The organism is Agrobacterium sp. 22-209-1 (genome assembly GCF_053522485.1).
Map to the genome: position 1 here is coordinate 47,398 of NZ_JBNWCH010000004.1, position 18,770 is coordinate 66,167.

General features: G+C 58.6%; 14 protein-coding genes. All 14 read left to right on the top strand.

Annotated features, from left to right (window positions below; translation table 11 throughout):
- Window positions 1–10 precede the first annotated feature (10 nt).
- The 14 genes from nuoH to dnaE all read left to right on the top strand — a co-directional run bounded on the left by nuoH (window position 11) and on the right by dnaE (window position 18,750).
- Complete coding sequence (gene nuoH / locus ACQZ48_RS11395) at window positions 11–1,057, top strand: NADH-quinone oxidoreductase subunit NuoH (RefSeq protein ID WP_077982448.1); 1,047 nt, start codon at window positions 11–13, stop codon at window positions 1,055–1,057.
- A gap of 36 nt (window positions 1,058–1,093) precedes the next feature.
- The gene (gene nuoI, locus ACQZ48_RS11400) at window positions 1,094–1,585 is read left to right on the top strand and encodes an NADH-quinone oxidoreductase subunit NuoI (protein WP_077982447.1); all 492 of its coding nucleotides are present in this window, start codon (window positions 1,094–1,096) and stop codon (window positions 1,583–1,585) included.
- A gap of 136 nt (window positions 1,586–1,721) precedes the next feature.
- Window positions 1,722–2,336 (top strand): NADH-quinone oxidoreductase subunit J, encoded by a 615-nt coding sequence (locus ACQZ48_RS11405; RefSeq protein WP_448728826.1) that lies wholly within the window; start codon window positions 1,722–1,724, stop codon window positions 2,334–2,336.
- A 27-nt stretch (window positions 2,337–2,363) separates the two neighbouring features.
- The gene (gene nuoK, locus ACQZ48_RS11410) at window positions 2,364–2,672 is read left to right on the top strand and encodes an NADH-quinone oxidoreductase subunit NuoK (protein WP_448728827.1); all 309 of its coding nucleotides are present in this window, start codon (window positions 2,364–2,366) and stop codon (window positions 2,670–2,672) included.
- 7 nt (window positions 2,673–2,679) lie between these two features.
- The gene (gene nuoL, locus ACQZ48_RS11415; RefSeq protein WP_077982446.1) at window positions 2,680–4,677 is read left to right on the top strand and encodes an NADH-quinone oxidoreductase subunit L; all 1,998 of its coding nucleotides are present in this window, start codon (window positions 2,680–2,682) and stop codon (window positions 4,675–4,677) included.
- Window positions 4,677–6,188 carry an NADH-quinone oxidoreductase subunit M gene (locus ACQZ48_RS11420; RefSeq protein ID WP_063951192.1) on the top strand — a complete coding sequence of 504 codons (1,512 nt, stop codon included), beginning with the start codon at window positions 4,677–4,679 and terminating at the stop codon, window positions 6,186–6,188. Before nuoL ends, ACQZ48_RS11420 begins: the two co-directional genes overlap by 1 nt.
- Before the next feature lie 18 nt (window positions 6,189–6,206).
- On the top strand, window positions 6,207–7,649 hold the full coding sequence (gene nuoN, locus ACQZ48_RS11425) for an NADH-quinone oxidoreductase subunit NuoN (RefSeq protein WP_142912117.1): 1,443 nt from the start codon (window positions 6,207–6,209) through the stop codon (window positions 7,647–7,649).
- Between the two features lie 26 nt (window positions 7,650–7,675).
- Complete coding sequence (locus ACQZ48_RS11430; protein WP_165691158.1) at window positions 7,676–8,416, top strand: biotin--[acetyl-CoA-carboxylase] ligase; 741 nt, start codon at window positions 7,676–7,678, stop codon at window positions 8,414–8,416.
- 204 nt (window positions 8,417–8,620) lie between these two features.
- On the top strand, window positions 8,621–10,288 hold the full coding sequence (locus tag ACQZ48_RS11435) for a ribonuclease J (protein ID WP_191217654.1): 1,668 nt from the start codon (window positions 8,621–8,623) through the stop codon (window positions 10,286–10,288).
- A gap of 131 nt (window positions 10,289–10,419) precedes the next feature.
- Window positions 10,420–10,725, top strand: coding sequence for a DUF1467 family protein (locus ACQZ48_RS11440; RefSeq protein WP_162520361.1), 306 nt, complete (start codon window positions 10,420–10,422; stop codon window positions 10,723–10,725).
- Window positions 10,726–11,361: 636 nt separating this feature from the next.
- The gene (proS, locus tag ACQZ48_RS11445; protein WP_137410197.1) at window positions 11,362–12,684 is read left to right on the top strand and encodes a proline--tRNA ligase; all 1,323 of its coding nucleotides are present in this window, start codon (window positions 11,362–11,364) and stop codon (window positions 12,682–12,684) included.
- Between the two features lie 125 nt (window positions 12,685–12,809).
- Window positions 12,810–14,117: a lipoprotein-releasing ABC transporter permease subunit gene (locus ACQZ48_RS11450; protein ID WP_077982442.1), complete on the top strand. Its 1,308-nt coding sequence runs from the start codon at window positions 12,810–12,812 to the stop codon at window positions 14,115–14,117.
- A gap of 15 nt (window positions 14,118–14,132) precedes the next feature.
- On the top strand, window positions 14,133–14,816 hold the full coding sequence (locus ACQZ48_RS11455; RefSeq protein ID WP_077982441.1) for an ABC transporter ATP-binding protein: 684 nt from the start codon (window positions 14,133–14,135) through the stop codon (window positions 14,814–14,816).
- A gap of 433 nt (window positions 14,817–15,249) precedes the next feature.
- Window positions 15,250–18,750: a DNA polymerase III subunit alpha gene (dnaE, locus tag ACQZ48_RS11460; protein WP_173988928.1), complete on the top strand. Its 3,501-nt coding sequence runs from the start codon at window positions 15,250–15,252 to the stop codon at window positions 18,748–18,750.
- Window positions 18,751–18,770: the final 20 nt, after the last annotated feature.

Sequence of the window (18,770 nt, forward strand, 5' to 3'; positions counted from 1 at the left end):
TAGGGGATTTATGGAACAGTTTTTCTGGAGCTACGTCTGGCCCGCGCTGATCATGGTCGGCCAGTCCCTGCTGCTTCTCGTTTGCCTTCTGGTATCCATCGCGTTCCTGCTGCTAGCCGACCGTAAGGTCTGGGCGGCCGTGCAGCTGCGCCGTGGTCCGAACGTCGTTGGTCCCTTCGGTCTCTTCCAGTCTTTCGCCGACCTGTTGAAGTTCATCCTGAAGGAACCGGTCATTCCGGCCGGCGCCAATAAGGCCGTTTTCCTTCTGGCGCCGCTGGTTGCGGTGACGCTGGCGCTTTCCACCTACGCGGTCATTCCCTTCGCCGATGGCTGGGTTGTCGCCAATATCAATGTCGGCATTCTCTACATCTTCGCGATTTCGTCGCTTGAAGTGTACGGCATCATCATGGGCGGCTGGGCTTCGAACTCGAAATATCCTTTCCTCGGCGCGCTGCGTTCCGCTGCGCAGATGGTGTCCTATGAAGTCTCGATCGGCCTCGTCATCGTCACCGTTCTGCTATGCGTCGGCTCGCTGAACCTGACGGACATCGTGCTTGCCCAGAAGACCGGCCTCGGCACCATGCTCGGCCTGCCGCCATCGTTCCTCGACTGGCACTGGCTGTCGCTGTTCCCGATGTTCATCGTGTTCTTCATTTCGGGCCTTGCCGAAACCAACCGTCCGCCCTTCGACCTTCCGGAAGCGGAATCGGAACTGGTTGCCGGTCACATGGTCGAATACGGCTCCACGCCCTACATGATGTTCATGCTCGGCGAATATGCTGCGATCGTCCTGATCTGCTGCCTGACGACGATCCTGTTCATGGGCGGCTGGCTGCCGATCGTGGATGTATGGTTCCTGAACTGGGTTCCGGGCATCGTCTGGTTCGCGCTGAAGGGCTGCATGGTCTTCTTCATGATCGCTCTCACCAAGGCATTCGTTCCGCGTTACCGTTATGACCAGCTCATGCGTCTTGGCTGGAAGGTGTTCCTGCCGCTGTCGCTCGCCATGGTCGTTATTGTTGCATTCGTATTGAAGCTGACGGGGTGGGCCGGTTGATGTCTGAACTCCTCGCTCAAAGATCTGGAGACTGAGATGGCAAGCCTCTCCCAAGCCGTCAACTCGCTGTTCCTCAAGGAATTCGTTGGCGCGATCCTGCTGACGATGCGCCACTTCTTCAAACAGAAGGCGACGATCAATTATCCTTTCGAAAAGGGTCCGGTCTCGCCGCGCTTCCGTGGTGAACACGCGTTGCGCCGTTATCCGAACGGTGAAGAACGCTGCATCGCCTGCAAGCTGTGTGAAGCTATCTGTCCTGCCCAGGCGATCACCATCGAAGCCGGTCCGCGCCGCAATGACGGCACCCGCCGCACGGTGCGTTACGATATCGACATGGTGAAGTGCATTTATTGCGGTTTCTGCCAGGAAGCCTGCCCGGTCGATGCCATCGTCGAAGGCCCGAACTTCGAATTCGCGACGGAAACCCGCGAGGAGCTTTATTTCGACAAGCAGAAGCTTCTCGACAATGGCGACCGCTGGGAGCGTGAAATCGCACGCAACCTCGCACTGGATGCGCCTTACCGTTAAGGTGCAACCGTCTTTCCGGGGGCGACCCCGGAGAGCGATGAAAAGTAAAATGCCTGCGCGGTTTTCGCCGGCGGGGACGAAACGGGTGAGGGGCCTTCGAGCCATCTTTGCCCGATGAGGACAAGAAGGCACCAACATGGGTCTGCACGCTGTATTCTTTTATATATTCGCTTTCGTCGCCGTGGCGTCTGCGTTCATGGTCATCGCATCGAAGAACCCTGTTCATTCGGTGCTGTTTCTGATTTTGACCTTCTTCAACGCGGCCGCGCTGTTCCTGCTGACGGGCGCCGAATTCCTCGGCATGATCCTGCTGGTGGTTTATGTCGGCGCGGTGGCGGTGCTGTTCCTCTTCGTCGTGATGATGCTGGACGTGGATTTTGCCGAGCTGCGCTCCGGGGTGCTGCAATATGCACCTGTCGGCGCGCTGATCGGCGTCATCCTGGCTGCGGAACTGATTGTTGTGGTCGGCGGCAGCATGCTGAACCCGATTGCGGCAACGTCCATCACTATGCCCATCCCGCCTGTGACCGAACGCACCAATACGGCCGCACTCGGCGATGTGCTCTATACCAATTATGTCTACTTCTTCCAGCTCGCCGGTCTCGTGCTGCTGGTGGCCATGATCGGCGCCATCGTGCTGACCCTGCGTCATCGCACCGACATCAAGCGGCAGGATATCTCCACGCAGGTTGGCCGCGACCCGAAGACCGCCGTTACCACGGTCAAGGTCAAGCCGGGTCAGGGCATCTGAAGGCGAACGGATCCAAGGAAACAGAATATGGAAATCGGTCTTTCCCACTACCTGACGGTCAGCGCCATCCTCTTCACGATCGGCGTCTTCGGCATCTTCCTCAACCGGAAGAACGTCATCGTCATCCTGATGTCGATCGAGCTTATCCTGCTGGCGGTCAACATCAACATGGTGGCGTTCTCGGCGTTACTGAACGATATCGTCGGCCAGGTCTTCGCTTTGTTCATTCTGACCGTTGCGGCCGCCGAAGCGGCCATAGGTCTTGCAATACTCGTTGTCTTCTACCGCAACCGCGGATCGATCGCCGTCGAAGACGTCAATATGATGAAGGGCTGATAAGGCTATGATCTACAAGGCTATCGTCTTTCTTCCCCTGATCGGCTTCCTGATCGCCGGCCTGTTCGGCCGCTCCATCGGCGCCAAGGCTTCGGAATATGTCACCACCGGTCTGATGATCGTGGTCGCCATCCTGTCGTGGATCGTCTTCTTCTCCGTCGCGCTTGCCCATGGCGAGCCGGGCGAGGTGATCAAGGTCACCGTGCTGCGCTGGATCCAGTCCGGCGGCATTGATGTCGAATGGGCATTCCGCATCGATACGCTGACGGCCGTCATGTTCGTCGTGGTCAACACAGTCTCGACGCTCGTGCACCTCTATTCGATCGGATACATGCACCACGATCCGCATCGTCCGCGCTTCTTCGCCTATCTGTCGCTCTTCACCTTCGCCATGCTGATGCTGGTGACCTCCGACAACCTGCTGCAGATGTTCTTCGGCTGGGAAGGCGTGGGTCTGGCGTCCTATCTGCTGATCGGTTTCTGGTTCAAGAAGCCGTCCGCATCGGCCGCCGCCATGAAGGCTTTCATCGTCAACCGCGTTGGCGACTTCGGCTTCATTCTCGGCATTGGCGGCGTATTCGTGTTGTTCGGCTCGATCAATTTCGAAACGATCTTCGCTGCCGCCGCGACCTATCTGCCGGCTGAGGGTGCTGCTTCCACTGATACGGTCATCAACCTGTTCGGTATGCATCTGGACAAGGCCAATGCGATGACCGGCGTCTGCCTGCTGCTCTTCATGGGCGCGATGGGTAAGTCGGCGCAGTTCCTGCTGCACACCTGGCTTCCGGACGCGATGGAAGGCCCGACCCCGGTGTCTGCCCTCATTCACGCCGCAACCATGGTCACCGCCGGTGTCTTCCTCGTCGCTCGCATGTCGCCGCTGTTCGAACTGTCGCATGATGCCTTGACCGTCGTGACGCTGATTGGCGCGATCACCGCCTTCTTTGCGGCAACCGTCGGCCTCGTGCAGAACGACATCAAGCGCGTGATTGCCTACTCGACCTGCTCGCAGCTCGGTTACATGTTCGTGGCGCTCGGCGTCGGTGCTTATGGCGCTGCCGTGTTCCACCTCTTCACGCACGCCTTCTTCAAGGCGCTCTTGTTCCTGTGCGCCGGCTCGGTCATCCATGCCGTCGATGGTGAGCAGGACATGCGTTACATGGGCGGCCTGCGCAAGCATATCCCCATCACCTTCTGGACCATGACTGTCGGCACTCTGGCGCTGACCGGCGTTGGTATCCCGGGAACGATGATCGGTTTTGCCGGCTTCTTCTCGAAGGACGTCATCATTGAATCCGCTTATGCTTCGCATTCGGTTCTGTCCGGTTTCGCCTTCACGCTGCTGGTCATCGCCGCGCTGTTCACCAGCTTCTATTCCTGGCGTCTGGCCTTCATGACCTTCTTCGGCAAGCCACGCGCTTCTGCCGACGTCATGCACCATGTGCATGAATCGCCGATGGTCATGCTGATCCCGCTCTTCATCCTCACCGTCGGCGCGATCTTTGCCGGTGTTGCCTTCGAAGGTTATTTCTTCGGCCACGAATATGCCGAGTTCTGGAAGGGCGCTCTGTTCACGCTTCCGGAAAACGAGATCCTCGAAGAGTTCCACCACGTTCCGCTTTGGGTGAAGTGGAGCCCGTTCGTCGCAATGACGCTTGGTTTCGTGACCGCCTGGTACATGTACATCAAGTCGCCCGAGACGCCGAAGCGTCTGGCAGCGACCCATCGTGGCCTCTACCAGTTCCTTCTGAACAAGTGGTATTTCGACGAACTCTATGACTTCCTCTTCGTTCGTTCCGCAAAGGCGCTCGGCCGCTTCCTGTGGAAGAAGGGCGACGTCGCCGTCATCGACCACTACGGACCGAACGGCATTGCAGCGCGTGTGGTTGACGTGACCAACCGCATGGTCCGCCTGCAATCCGGTTACCTCTATCACTATGCCTTTGCGATGCTGATCGGCATCGCGGCGCTTGTCACCTGGATGATGCTCGGGAGTGCCCTCTGATGACCGATTGGCCCATTCTTTCAACGGTCACCTTTCTGCCGCTCGTCGGCGTGGTGCTCCTGCTTCTGACGAATGAGAACGGCCCCTATGGTCGCCGTAACATTCTCAACGTCTCGCTGCTGACAACGGTCTTCACCTTCATCGTGTCGCTGTTCATCTGGATCGGGTTCGACAATTCGAACCCCGGTTTCCAGATGGTCGAAAAGCATCAATGGTTCGGCAACATCGCCGCCTATCATCTGGGCGTTGACGGCATCTCCATGCTCTTCGTCATCCTCACCACCTTCCTCATGCCTTTCTGCGTGCTTGCAAGCTGGGATTCGATCGAGAAGCGCATCAAGGAATACATGATCGCCTTCCTGCTTCTGGAAGTCGTCATGATAGGCGTCTTTGTCGCGCTGGATACCGTTCTCTTCTACGTCTTCTTCGAAGCGACGCTGATCCCGATGTTCATCATCATCGGCGTGTGGGGCGGCAAGGATCGCGTTTATGCCTCCTACAAGTTCTTCCTCTACACGCTGCTCGGCTCGGTTCTGACCATGCTCGCCATCATGGCCATGTATTGGCAGGCCGGCACGACCGACATGACGGAACTGCTGAAATACGGCTTCCCGGCCGGCATGCAGACCTGGCTTTGGCTCGCCTGTTTCGCCGCCTTCTCGGTCAAGATGCCGATGTGGCCGGTGCATACCTGGCTGCCGGATGCCCACGTTCAGGCTCCGACCGCGGGTTCGGTCATTCTGGCCGGCGTCATGCTGAAGCTCGGCGGTTACGGTTTCATCCGCTTCTCGCTGTCGATGTTCCCCTTGGCGTCGGATTATTTCGCTCCCTTCGTCTTCACTCTGTCGGTTCTTGCCATCATCTACACCTCGCTGGTCGCGATGATGCAGGACGACATCAAGAAGTTGATCGCCTATTCCTCCGTTGCCCACATGGGTTACGTGACCATGGGCATCTTTGCCGCCAACGTTCAGGGCGTGCAGGGCGCGATCTTCCAGATGCTGTCGCACGGTATCGTGTCGGGCGCGCTCTTCCTCTGCGTCGGCGTTGTTTATGACCGTCTCCATACCCGCGAGATCGCGGCCTATGGCGGCCTCGTCAACAACATGCCGAAATATGCCGTGGCCTTCATGATCTTCACCATGGCCAATGTCGGTCTGCCCGGCACGTCCGGCTTCATCGGTGAATTCCTGACGTTGATCGGTGTCTTCCGCGCCAACACGCTGGTCGCACTCTTTGCCGCCACCGGTGTTATCCTCTCGGCCGCCTATGCGCTGTGGCTCTATCGCCGCGTGATCTTCGGTGCGCTGGAAAAGGAAAGCCTGAAGAGCCTGCTCGATCTGTCGACCCGCGAGAAGGTCATCCTTTATCCGCTGGTCGTGCTGACGATCTTCTTCGGTGTCTATCCGGCACCGGTGTTCGATGCGACAGCCGCATCGGTCGATCTTCTGGTAAACAACTATTCGGCTGCACTGCAGGCGGCGCAAAATGTTGCGCTCTCTATGAATTGACGACAGGACCCGTTGGACATGACCGCTGAAATCCTTTTTGCCAGTCTGCACATTGCGACGCCCGAGCTGATCCTTGCGGTCGGCGCGCTGGCGCTGCTCATGATTGGCGTCTTCTCGGGCGACAAGTCGACAACGACGGTCACCGGCCTTGCCGTTGCCCTCCTGCTCGTCGTCGGTCTCTGGATCATCTTTGCCCCCGCTTCGGGCGTGGCCTTCGGCGGTGTCTACATCGCCGATGCCTTCGGTAATTTCATGAAGGTGCTGGCGCTGATCGGCTCCATCACCGCCATGATCTTGGCCGTCGGCCAGGGCCGTTTCGAACCCATCGGCCGTTTCGAATATCCGGTGCTGCTGGTGCTCGCAACGCTCGGCATCCTGCTGATGATCTCGGCCAATAACCTGATCTCGCTCTACATGGCGCTGGAACTGCAGTCGCTGGCGCTTTACGTCGTCTGCGCCATCAACCGTGAGAGCCTGCGCTCCACGGAAGCAGGCCTGAAGTATTTCGTGCTCGGCGCGCTGTCTTCCGGCATGCTGCTTTACGGCATGTCGCTGGTCTACGGTTTCACCGGCAATACCGGCTTCACCGAAATCGCGCAGGTTCTGGCATCGGAAACCCGTTCGCTCGGCCTCGTCTTCGGTCTGGTCTTCGTTCTCGCCGGTCTGGCGTTTAAGATTTCCGCCGTGCCTTTCCACATGTGGACGCCTGATGTTTATGAAGGCGCGCCGACCCCGGTAACGGCCTTCCTGTCGGCTGCTCCGAAAATCGGCGCCATGGCGATCCTCGTTCGCATTGTCATCGAGGCGTTCCAGCCGGTCTTCGCCGACTGGCAGCAGATCGTCGTGTTCATCTCCATCGCCTCCATGTTGCTCGGCTCTTTTGCCGCGATCGGTCAGAAGAACATCAAGCGCCTGATGGCTTATTCTTCGATCGGTCACATGGGTTATGCGCTGGTCGGTCTTGCTGCGGGCACCGAAGCCGGTGTTGCTGGCGTCATTCTCTACATGACCATCTACATGGTCATGACGCTCGGCACCTTCGCCTGCATTCTCTCCATGCGCCGCAAGGAGATCGGCAATGTCGAAACCGTCGAGGATTTGGCCGGTCTGTCGTCTTCCAACCCCTTCATGGCGGTTGTTCTGACCATCCTGATGTTCTCGCTTGCCGGTATTCCGCCGCTCGCCGGCTTCTTCGGCAAGTACTACGTCTTCCTGGCCGCCATCGAAGCGAAGCTCTATCCGCTCGCCATCATCGGTGTGATCGGCTCGGTCGTCGGCGCTTATTATTATATCCGCGTCGTCAAGGTCATGTGGTTCGATGAGGCCAAGGACAAATTTGAGCGTCCGTCGGGTGAATTGAAGGTGGTTTACGCGCTTTCGGCTCTCTTCACCGTCGCCTTCATCGTCTTCGGCGGTGCGCTTGGCAACGCCGTCACTGCCGCGGCGAAGACCTTCTTTTGAGCAATACACAAAGGAATACGGGCCGGATGTCCATCGATGATATCAGGCACGAGGCGATGGCGGAAACGCCATCGACCAATCTGGAATGTTTCGCCCGGGCGCGGGCGGGTGATGGCGGCAACCTGTGGGTTACCGCCATCCGCCAGACCGGCGGCCGCGGCCGCCGTGGCAGGCCCTGGGTTTCGGAACCCGGAAATCTTTACGCTTCGCTTCTTCTGATCGATCCCGCACCGATGGAACGCATCGGCTCCCTGCCGCTCGCTTTTGCGCTGGCTGTCTATCGCGCCATTCGCGCGGTGCTGCCGCCGGGCGGTGAAGCGCTTGAAATCAAATGGCCGAACGATGTGCTGATCGGCCGCCGCAAGACCTGCGGCATTCTGATGGAAGCGGAGCTTTTGCCTGACGGCCGGCGCGCCATCGTCATCGGTATCGGCATCAATATCGCCCATAAGCCGGACAATCCACTTTATCCCGTCACCATGCTCTCCGAGCACGGTGCGTCTTGCTCGCCCGATGAACTGTTTGCACATCTCTTCCGTGAGACGGCCGAGGTTCTGCGCGAATGGGATGAGGGCAGGGGCGTATCTGGCATCATTGCCAGCTGGCGGGCAGCGGCCTGCGGTATTGGTGAACATATCACCGTCAATTTCCCTGACCGTTCGATTGGCGGGCGTTTTGTTGGAATTGATGATAATGGTTATCTGCTGCTGGATGAGGACGAGGGCGCAAGACGCTCGATCGCCGCCGGCGATGTGTTTTTCGGATGAGGTGAACGGTGATGGCTAAAAGGCCGCGCCGAACCCTGTCCCAGAGGTTGGAGCTTTCCTGCGGCTCATGAAATGCGGGGTGACAAACCGGTTCCGCATCGGCCCGGTCGATCAGATGGTTCAACAGGTCCGATGCTTGAGAGAGCGGCGGGCACGGCCAATTGCCGTTGCCTGCACGCTTTCGTGAATGGATAAGAAAAAATAATGGCTAAACAGGACGAACTGGTCTTTGTGCCGCTCGGCGGCGTGGGTGAAATCGGGATGAATCTGGCGCTTTACGGCTACGGGCCGGCAAGCAAGCGCGAATGGATCATGGTGGATTGCGGCGTGACCTTTGCCGGTCTCGATCTTCCTGGTGTCGATCTCGTGCTGCCCGATATCAGTTACATCGCCGAGCAGAAAAAGAACCTCAAGGGCATCATCATCACCCACGCCCATGAGGATCATTATGGCGCGCTGAACGATCTGTGGCCCGGCCTCAATGTGCCGGTCTATGCCTCGCCATTCACGGCCGGCATGCTGGAGGCGAAGCGCGCCTATGAGGGCACGCGCGCTGAAATTCCGGTGACGATCTTCAAGGCTGGTGACCGGATCAACGTTGGCCCCTTTGAAATCGAAGCCGTTGGCGTCAACCATTCTATACCGGAGCCGATGTCGCTGGTCATCCGCACACCGCTCGGCAATGTCATCCACACCGGTGACTGGAAGATCGACGAAGCGCCGTCGCTTGGGCCGTTGACGGATGAAACCCGCTTCCGCGCCATCGGTGAAGAGGGCGTGCTGGCACTGATGTGCGACAGCACCAATTCACTGCGCGATGGCGTGTCGCCCTCCGAACACGAGGTGTCCGAAGGCCTGCGTCAGATCATCGAAAGTGCTGAAGGCCGCGTTGCCGTTACCACCTTCTCCTCGAATGTCGGGCGCATCCGCTCGATTGCGCAGGCTGCGGAAGCTGCCGGCCGCGAGGTGCTGCTGCTCGGCTCGTCGCTGAAGCGCGTCGTCAACGTCTCGCAGGATCTCGGCATCATGGAAGGCATCAAGCCGTTCCTCGCTGAAGATGAATTCGGCTATATTCCGCGTGATCGTGTGGTGCTGATCCTGACCGGTTCGCAGGGCGAACCGCGTGCAGCGCTCGCCAAGCTTTCCCGCGACGAGATGCGCAATGTGGCGCTTGCGTCGGGAGATACTGTCGTCTTTTCCTCACGCGCCATTCCCGGCAACGAAAAGGCGATTATCGAGATCAAGAACGGCCTGATCGAACAGGGCGTGCACATTGTCACGGACAATGAGGCGCTGGTGCATGTGTCCGGCCATCCGCGCCGCAACGAGCTTCTGAGGATGTATGAATGGACGAAGCCACAGATCGTCGTGCCCGTCCATGGCGAGGCGGCGCATCTGGTGGCGCAGAAGGAACTGGCCGAACAAGCCGGTATTTCGCAGGTGCCGAAGGTGCGCAACGGCAACGTTCTGCGCCTTGCGCCGGGTCCTGCGGAAGTCATCGATGACGTGCCGCACGGCCGCGTCTTCAAGGACGGCAATCTCGTCGGTGACATGGACGAAATGGGCATCAGCAACCGCCGCAAGCTGTCCTTTGCCGGCCATGTCGCCGTCAACGTCGTGCTGGATAGTCGTTACGACTTCCTCGGCGATCCCGACGTCGTGCCTTTCGGCCTGCCGGAATTCGACGACGAGGATGAGGCGATGGAAGACACGCTTTATGATGCTGTACTCGGCGCCGTCGAGAGCATTCCGCGCGCCCGTCGCAAGGACCTCGCACTGCTGCGCGAATCGGTGCGCCGCGCCGTGCGCGCCGCTGCCAATCAGAGCTGGGGTAAGAAGCCGATCGTGACGGTTTTCGTGACCAAGGTCTGAGCGGGTAGCTTCCCGGCAATCGGCCTGGGCGTCTGCCTCTTCTCCATCGATTTCAGGGCCGCGCCGCAAAGCGCGGCTCTTCTTTTTTCTTTCGGCTTTCTTGCGGAGAAGTGATTCCGATCTGCGGATGAATGCGTTACAAGAACCCCATTGTGCAGGAGGATCACATGCCGCTTCTTTCGGTCTTCGCCGTTTATTTCATCGTCTGGTGGACGGTGCTCTTCATCGTGCTGCCGATTGGCCTACGTACTCAGGATGAGGAGGGCGATGTGGCGCTGGGCACGGTCGCCAGTGCGCCATCAAGGTTCAGAGGTGGGCGGATCGTTTTGTGGACCACCCTGATCTCGGCCCTGATCTGTGGGCTCTGGTACGGTGGAACCTGGTGGTTCGGCGTCAGCCTTGATGATCTTCCGAGAATTATTCCTGTTTTCGATTGAAAAGTTGCACAGATAATCGCCATTCCGCGCGCATCCGTACGCTCAGACTAACGGCGATTTGCCGCGGATATGACCGATGTTCTGTCATATGGATGTCATATCCGTCGTGCAAACAGCAGGAACATTCCGGTGCCTGATTCAACGCCATAATTTTACCGGAATATCGCTATGAGCGTGCTTCTTTGTGCAGAAGCAAAAAAAAACAAGGCCTTTCAGCCTTGTTTTCCAGGTTTCGCGTGATCTGTAACCGTTGCCGGGGCTGCGAACGAGCGCGCCTAAGATCTGATCCTCCCAAGACTGACCGCGAAAATGACAAGAATTTAAACTTCCTGCCTCTTTTGTAAGCTAAGGCTAGCTCAAACCCCCATGCTTGTCATCTCATTTTTTGCATATTTGTTACAGTCGGCAAAAAATTCTCTGTGGTGCAATTTGTCGCACCGGATCAAGAATATTATTCCGATCAAAGCGTTTTGACGCGAATTAGCTATCGCGAAAATACCTTGAAATGGCCTTTATAGCTCTTTTCATGGCGGGTTTTCATCTGGGTCGGAAACGGCTATATCCGGCGCCAATATCCCTCTATTCGGGGCGATTCCCGCGCCTGTGGCGCTGTCGTCCGCATCAATGGAAGCCGTCATGCGTCTCAGCCGTTACTTTTTGCCCATCCTGAAGGAAAATCCCAAGGAAGCGGAGATCGTTTCTCACCGCCTCATGCTGCGCGCCGGCATGATCCGGCAGCAATCGGCTGGCATCTATTCCTGGCTGCCGCTCGGTAAGCGTGTGCTGGACAAGGTGAACAGGATCATCCGCCAGGAGCAGGATCGTTCCGGCGCCATCGAGCTTCTGATGCCGACGCTGCAGACCGCCGAGCTCTGGCAGGAGAGCGGTCGTTACGATGACTACGGCAAGGAAATGCTGCGCATCAAGGACCGCCAGGACCGCCAGATGCTCTATGGCCCCACCAATGAGGAGATGATCACCGACATCTTTCGTTCCTATGTGAAGTCCTACAAGAACCTGCCGCTGAACCTCTATCATATCCAGCTTAAGTTCCGCGACGAGGTGCGTCCGCGTTTCGGCACCATGCGTTCGCGCGAGTTCCTGATGAAGGACGCCTATTCCTTCGACCTTACCAAGGAAGACGCGATCCATTCCTATAACAAGATGTTCGTGGCTTACCTGCGCACCTTCGAGCGCCTTGGCCTTCGCGCTATTCCCATGCGCGCCGATACCGGCCCGATCGGCGGCAACCACAGCCATGAATTCATCATTCTGGCCGATACCGGCGAATCCGAAGTCTTCTGCCACAAGAGCTTCCTCGACCGCGCGATTCCCGCTGAAAACACCAATTTCGACGATGTCACAGCCTTGCAGGGCGTATTCGACGAGTGGACGGCCGATTATGCCGCCACGTCCGAAATGCATGACGAAGCGGCATATAACGCCATTCCCGAAGGCGAGCGCCTTTCTGCGCGCGGCATTGAAGTTGGTCACATCTTCTATTTCGGCACCAAATATTCCGAGCCGATGGGCGCGAAAGTGCAGGGTAAGGATGGCAAGGAACACCCTGTCCACATGGGTTCTTATGGTATCGGACCGACACGCCTTGTTCCCGCCATCATTGAAGCATCGCATGACGAGAATGGAATCATCTGGCCGGCCTCGGTCGCTCCTTTCGACGTCGTGATCATCAATATGAAGGCTGGAGATGCGGCCTGCGATGCGGCTTGTGAAAAGCTGTATTATCAGCTCTCCAACGCCGGCAAGGATGTTCTCTACGACGATACGGACGACCGTGCTGGCCAGAAATTCGCGACTGCCGATCTGATTGGCGTGCCTTTGCAGATCATAGTTGGACCGCGTTCGGTCGCGAATGGCGAAGTCGAAGTCAAGGATCGCAAGACCGGCGAGCGGGAAACCGTGACGATCGAGGCGGCGATGAACAGGGTGCTCGGCTAAGAGCGAGCGGAAGACGGAGCGGCTTCACGCGAAGTCCGCTCCGGTTTTCGTAAGACACATGCCGTGGAAATGTAGGCCGGTTTTCGGAAAAGACCGGCCTTATAGTTTTAGATCAGGGAGACGACATGGCACAAGCCGAGGCTGACAAGGGTGCGGCTGTTTCAGCCGGGGCAAAGACCGCTCGGCCGTTTTCTGCTTTTGAACGTATGGTGGCATGGCGTTATCTGCGGTCGCGGCGCAAGGAAGCCTTCATCTCCGTCATCGCCGGTTTCTCTTTCGTCGGCATTATGCTGGGTGTGGCGACGCTGATCATCGTCATGGCCGTCATGAACGGGTTCCGCACGGAGCTGATTTCCCGCATTCTCGGCATCAACGGACATATGATCGTTCAGCCGATCGACCAGCCCTTCAATAATTATGATGAGCTGGCGAAGAAATTCGCAGCCGTTCCGGGCGTCACCATGGCTCTGCCGCTGGTGGAGGGCCAGACATTGGCCTCCGGGCGCGGCGGTGCGGGTTCCGGCGCTCTGGTGCGCGGTGTGCGCCAGGAGGATATCGACAAGGTCAAGGAAGTCGCCACCAACATCAAGACCGGCGACCTCGTCGGCTTCATGGCGGGTGACGGCGTTCTCGTCGGCTCCAGGCTCGCCGCCCAGCTGGGTGTTACGGCGGGTGACGATATCACCCTCATATCACCGGAAGGTGACGTGACCCCGATGGGCGTCAATCCGCGCGTCAAATCTTACAAGATTTCCGGCGTCTTCGAGATCGGCATGTCGGAATATGACGCGTCGATGATCTATATGCCTCTGTCCGAAGCCCAGCTTTATTTCAATGCCGAAGGCCTCGTGCAGTCTATCGAGCTTTATGTGAGCCGCCCGGATGATGTCGATGGCATCCGGCCGCTGGTGGAGCAGGCGGCCGAAAGGCAGGTCTACATTACCGACTGGAGACAGCGGAACCAGACTTTCTTCTCCGCCCTGCAGGTGGAAAGAAACGTGATGTTCATGATCCTCACCCTCATCGTTCTGGTGGCGGCGCTCAACATCATCTCCGGCCTCATCATGCTGGTGAAGGACAAGGGCAGCGATATCGCCATCCTGCGCACCATGGGCGCCAGCTCTGGCGCGGTCATGCGCATCTTCTTCATGACGGGGGCTGCCATCGGCACGGTCGGCACCTTTGCCGGCGTGGCGCTCGGTGTCATCGTCTGCCTGAACGTGGAATCGATCCGGCAGTTCTTCTCATGGGTATCGGGCACAGTGCTGTTTGACCCGCAGCTTTATTTCCTGAGCCAGCTACCGGCCGAAATGGATTTGAGCGAGACCATCACCGTCGTCATCATGGCGCTGACCCTTTCTTTCCTGGCAACGATCTTTCCAGCCTGGCGGGCTTCCAAGCTCGATCCGGTGCAGGCCCTGCGTTACGAATAAGGACCGCTTCGCAATATGGCAAAAAAAACAGTGCTGCGGCTCACCGGCGTCGAGAGAACCTATGGTCAGGGCGAGACGTCGCTTTCCATTCTGCGCAAGGCCGATTTTGAATTGAAAAGCGGTGAGATGGTGGCGTTGGTCGCCCCTTCGGGTACTGGTAAATCGACGCTGCTGCATCTTGCAGGGTTGCTGGAACATCCCGATGCAGGCGAGGTCTATATTAACGGCGCGCCCTGCAACGGCCTGCCGGATGAAACGCGCACCGCGATCCGCCGCAGCGACATCGGTTTCGTCTATCAGTTCCATCACCTCCTGCCGGAATTCTCGGCAGTGGAAAATGTGATGATGCCGCAGCTCATTGCCGGTCTCACCCAGGTGGAGGCCCGCAAGCGTGCAAGCGCGCTGCTAGACTATATGCGCGTGGGGCATCGCGGCGAACACCGTCCAGCCGAACTCTCGGGCGGTGAACAGCAGCGTGTCGCCATTGCCCGCGCTGTCGCCAACGCGCCGCTCCTGCTGCTCGCCGACGAGCCGACCGGCAATCTCGATCCGGAAACCGCGCATTACGTATTCGACGCGCTGGAGGCATTGGTGCGACAATCCGGCCTCGCGGCGCTGATTGCCACCCACAATCATGAACTTGCCGCCCGCATGGACAGACGCGTGACGCTGGCCGACGGCAAGATCGTCGATTTCTGAACTGGCAAGCCGATCCATCCGGTGCTTTCCAGAGAACACCGGTTCTCCCCATTTGAATTTTTTCCGAACCCGGCGGTGTTTTACCTCCGGGTTTTTTCGTTTTGGAGTCAGTGGCTTGCTGTTCCCCACGCGGGAACCGAAGGCGATTCTGCCGCATTGACAAGAGGAATATCGCCAGAACCCTGTTGACAATCGAACAAAATGAGAACAAAATTGGAACATAACGAGTAAGGAGAGACCAATGACTGATTTCATCCGTGACGTTGCTGCTTTCGCTTCCATCGCTGTCTTTGTTGCCAGCTTTTCGGTGATCCTCACCGCCCTGTGAAGAAGACACCGGCGCAGAAGCCTGTATGGACGCCGCAAAGCGGTGGACATTAAGCGCCGGAAATCGGAAAATCGCCCTCGTGATTCAGAGTGACAGGATGATGATATGGGCGATGCGGTTATGCGTGGAGAGATCTCTGGCGAAACGTTGAAGACGCCCGGTTTTGTCCATCTTCGGGTTCATTCCGCTTATTCCCTGCTTGAGGGGGCCTTGCCCCTCAAGAAAATCATGTCCAAGGCCGTCGCGGACGGTCAACCGGCCATTGCCATTACCGATACCAACAATCTTTTCGTCGCGCTGGAATTTTCCGAAAAGGCGCGGGACGAGGGTCTGCAGCCGATCATCGGCTGCCAGCTGTCCATCGACATGCAGGATGCGGCGGAGGATCGCCGCAACCACAACAGCCATCTTCAGAAACTTCCCGCCATCGTTCTCCTTGCCGCCAATGCGGAAGGCTATGAGCGGCTGGTGGATCTCGTCAGCCGCGCCTATCTGGACGGTGAGGGCGGCAGCCATTCCGTGCATATTACCCGCGCATGGCTGGAGGAGGCCTCCAATGCCGGCCTCATAGCGCTCACCGGCGCATCCGGCGGCCCCGTCGATATGGCCCTGAAGGAAGGCCATGCAGCGCAGGCGAAAGAGCGGCTGCTGACGCTGAAGTCACTCTTTGGTGATAGGCTTTATATCGAATTGCAGCGCCAGTCCGGTTACGACCGCTCCCATGAGCGGCGCCTGATTGGTCTGGCTTACGAACACGATATTCCACTCGTTGCCACCAACGAGGCGTTCTTCCCCTCCAAGGCCGACTACGAGGCGCATGATGCGTTGATGGCAGTGGCGCATAACGCCATCGTGTCCGATGACAGCCGGTTCCGCCTGACACCCGATCACTACCTCAAAAGCCGTGACGAGATGACGGCGCTGTTTGCCGATCTTCCCGAGGCGCTGGAGAACACCGTCGAGATCGCGCTCCGATGCTCCTATGTCCTGAAGAAGCGCGGGCCGATCCTGCCGCGTTTCACCGGCGCCAGCGACGATCCGGAAGCAGCCGAGCTGGCCGAAACCGAGGAACTGCGCCGACAGGCGGTGGAGGGGCTGGATCAGCGGCTTGCCGCGCTTGGCATGGCGCCCGGTTATACGGAACAGGATTATCGCGAAAGGCTGGATTTCGAACTCGGCGTCATCTCGCGCATGAAGTTCCCCGGTTACTTCCTGATCGTTGCCGACTTCATCAAATGGGCAAAGCAGCATGATATTCCGGTCGGCCCGGGCCGCGGTTCGGGTGCGGGCTCGCTCGTCGCTTATGCGCTGACCATTACCGATGTCGATCCGCTGCGCTTCTCGTTGCTGTTCGAACGCTTTCTCAATCCCGAACGCGTTTCGATGCCCGACTTCGATATCGACTTCTGCCAGGACCGCCGTGAAGAGGTGATCCGTTACGTGCAGGCCAAATATGGCCGGGAGCAGGTGGCGCAGATCATCACCTTCGGTTCGCTACAGGCGCGCGCGGCCCTGCGCGACGTTGGCCGCGTGCTGGAGATGCCCTATGGGCAGGTGGACAAGATTTGCAAGCTGGTGCCCAACAACCCGGCCAATCCGACACCCCTGTCGAAAGCGATCGAGGAAGAGCCGCGCCTGCAGGAGGAGGCGGACAAGGAGCCGGTCGTCGCCCGCCTCCTGGATATCGCCCAGAAGATCGAAGGACTTTACCGCCACGCCTCCACCCATGCCGCCGGTATTGTCATCGGTGACCGACCGCTGTCGAAGCTGGTGCCGATGTATCGCGATCCGCGATCCGATATGCCGGTTACGCAGTTCAACATGAAATGGGTGGAAAGCGCGGGCCTCGTCAAATTCGACTTTCTCGGCTTGAAGACTCTGACGGTGCTGAAGGTCGCCGTCGATTTTGTCGCCAAGCGCGGCATCGCGGTCGATCTCGCGGCCATTCCGCTGGACGACGCCAAAACCTACGAGATGTTGTCGCGCGGCGAAACCATCGGCGTGTTCCAGGTGGAAAGTGCGGGCATGCGCAAGGCGCTGATCGGCATGCGACCGGACTGCATCGAGGACATCATCGCGCTGGTGGCGCTTTATCGCCCCGGACCGATGGAAAACATCCCGGTCTACAACGCCCGCAAACATGGCGAGGAGGAGCTGGAATCGATCCACCCGACCATCGACCATCTGCTCAAGGAAACGCAGGGCGTTATCGTCTATCAGGAACAGGTGATGCAGATCGCCCAGGTCCTCTCCGGTTATTCGCTCGGCGAAGCCGATCTTCTGCGCCGCGCCATGGGCAAGAAGATCAAGGAGGAGATGGACAAGCAGCGCGAGCGTTTCGTCGACGGAGCCATCAAGAACGGCGTCTCGAAGCCGCAGGCCAACACCATCTTCGACCTGCTGGCGAAATTCGCCAATTACGGCTTTAACAAGAGCCACGCCGCGGCCTACGCGATCGTGTCCTACCAGACCGCCTATATGAAGGCGCATTATCCGGTGGAGTTCCTGGCGGCTTCCATGACGCTCGATATGGCGAACACGGAAAAGCTCAACGATTTCCGTCAGGATGCGGGCCGCCTTGGCATCGAGGTCGTCGCGCCTTCGGTGCAGACGTCGTTCCGGCAATTCGAAACGGGTGAGAACCGCATCTATTATTCGCTCGCCGCCATCAAGGGCGTGGGCGAGGGGGCGGTGGAGCACATCGTCCAGGTACGCGACGGCAAGCCGTTCACGAGCCTTGAGGATTTCTGCCTGCGCATCGATCCCAAGCAGATCAACCGGCGTGTGCTGGAAAGCCTGATTAATGCGGGCGCCTTCGACTGTTTCGGCCGCGACCGCGCGGAACTGATCGGCGGGCTGGACCGCATTATCGGTTATGCGCAGATGGCACAGAATAACCGCACCATTGGACAATCGGACATGTTCGGCTCCGGTAGCGGAAGCGGGCCGGAAAAACTGGTTCTTCCGGCCTTCCAGCCCTGGCTTGCCTCCGAAAAGCTGCTGCGCGAGTATCAGGTGCTCGGTTTTTACCTCACCGCCCATCCGCTCGATACCTATCGCCCCGTGCTGGAAAAGCTGCGGGTGCAGAATTTCGCCGATTTTTCCGCCGCGGTGAAACAGGGCGCGACTGCCGGGCGTCTGGCCGGCACCGTGACCGGCAAGCAGGAGCGCAAAACCCGCACCGGCAACAAGATGGGCATCGTCACCTTCTCGGACGCGTCGGGCCAATATGAGGCGGTGCTGTTTTCCGAAGGACTCGGCCAGTTCCGCGATCTGCTCGAAGTCGGCAAATCGCTGGTCATCACCGTGCAGGCGGAAGAACGCCCCGAAGGTATCGGCCTGCGTATCCAGACGGCGCAGTCGCTGGAAGAAAAATCTGTGCAGATGCAGAAGGCGTTGCGTGTTTATGTGCGCGATTCCGGCCCGCTGAAGACCGTTGCCCGCCACCTCAACACAAAGGGTGATGGCTCGGTCTATTTCATCGTCATCAAGGATGAGGGCAGCCGTGAGATCGAGGTGGAGCTGACGGAGAAATACCGCATTTCCCCGGAAATCGCCGCTGCGCTGCGGTCCGCGCCCGGTGTCGTAGATGTGGAACTGGTGTGAGGCTTGAGGCCTCACACGTC

What these genes read in the sequence shown, in the direction of transcription:
- nuoH (WP_077982448.1), top strand. Translation starts at nt 11, where the DNA reads ATGGAACAGTTTTTCTGGAGCTACGTCTGGCCCGCGCTGATCATGGTC.
- nuoI (WP_077982447.1), top strand. Translation starts at nt 1,094, where the DNA reads ATGGCAAGCCTCTCCCAAGCCGTCAACTCGCTGTTCCTCAAGGAATTC.
- ACQZ48_RS11405 (WP_448728826.1), top strand. Translation starts at nt 1,722, where the DNA reads ATGGGTCTGCACGCTGTATTCTTTTATATATTCGCTTTCGTCGCCGTG.
- nuoK (WP_448728827.1), top strand. Translation starts at nt 2,364, where the DNA reads ATGGAAATCGGTCTTTCCCACTACCTGACGGTCAGCGCCATCCTCTTC.
- nuoL (WP_077982446.1), top strand. Translation starts at nt 2,680, where the DNA reads ATGATCTACAAGGCTATCGTCTTTCTTCCCCTGATCGGCTTCCTGATC.
- ACQZ48_RS11420 (WP_063951192.1), top strand. Translation starts at nt 4,677, where the DNA reads ATGACCGATTGGCCCATTCTTTCAACGGTCACCTTTCTGCCGCTCGTC.
- nuoN (WP_142912117.1), top strand. Translation starts at nt 6,207, where the DNA reads ATGACCGCTGAAATCCTTTTTGCCAGTCTGCACATTGCGACGCCCGAG.
- ACQZ48_RS11430 (WP_165691158.1), top strand. Translation starts at nt 7,676, where the DNA reads ATGTCCATCGATGATATCAGGCACGAGGCGATGGCGGAAACGCCATCG.
- ACQZ48_RS11435 (WP_191217654.1), top strand. Translation starts at nt 8,621, where the DNA reads ATGGCTAAACAGGACGAACTGGTCTTTGTGCCGCTCGGCGGCGTGGGT.
- ACQZ48_RS11440 (WP_162520361.1), top strand. Translation starts at nt 10,420, where the DNA reads ATGCGTTACAAGAACCCCATTGTGCAGGAGGATCACATGCCGCTTCTT.
- proS (WP_137410197.1), top strand. Translation starts at nt 11,362, where the DNA reads ATGCGTCTCAGCCGTTACTTTTTGCCCATCCTGAAGGAAAATCCCAAG.
- ACQZ48_RS11450 (WP_077982442.1), top strand. Translation starts at nt 12,810, where the DNA reads ATGGCACAAGCCGAGGCTGACAAGGGTGCGGCTGTTTCAGCCGGGGCA.
- ACQZ48_RS11455 (WP_077982441.1), top strand. Translation starts at nt 14,133, where the DNA reads ATGGCAAAAAAAACAGTGCTGCGGCTCACCGGCGTCGAGAGAACCTAT.
- dnaE (WP_173988928.1), top strand. Translation starts at nt 15,250, where the DNA reads ATGGGCGATGCGGTTATGCGTGGAGAGATCTCTGGCGAAACGTTGAAG.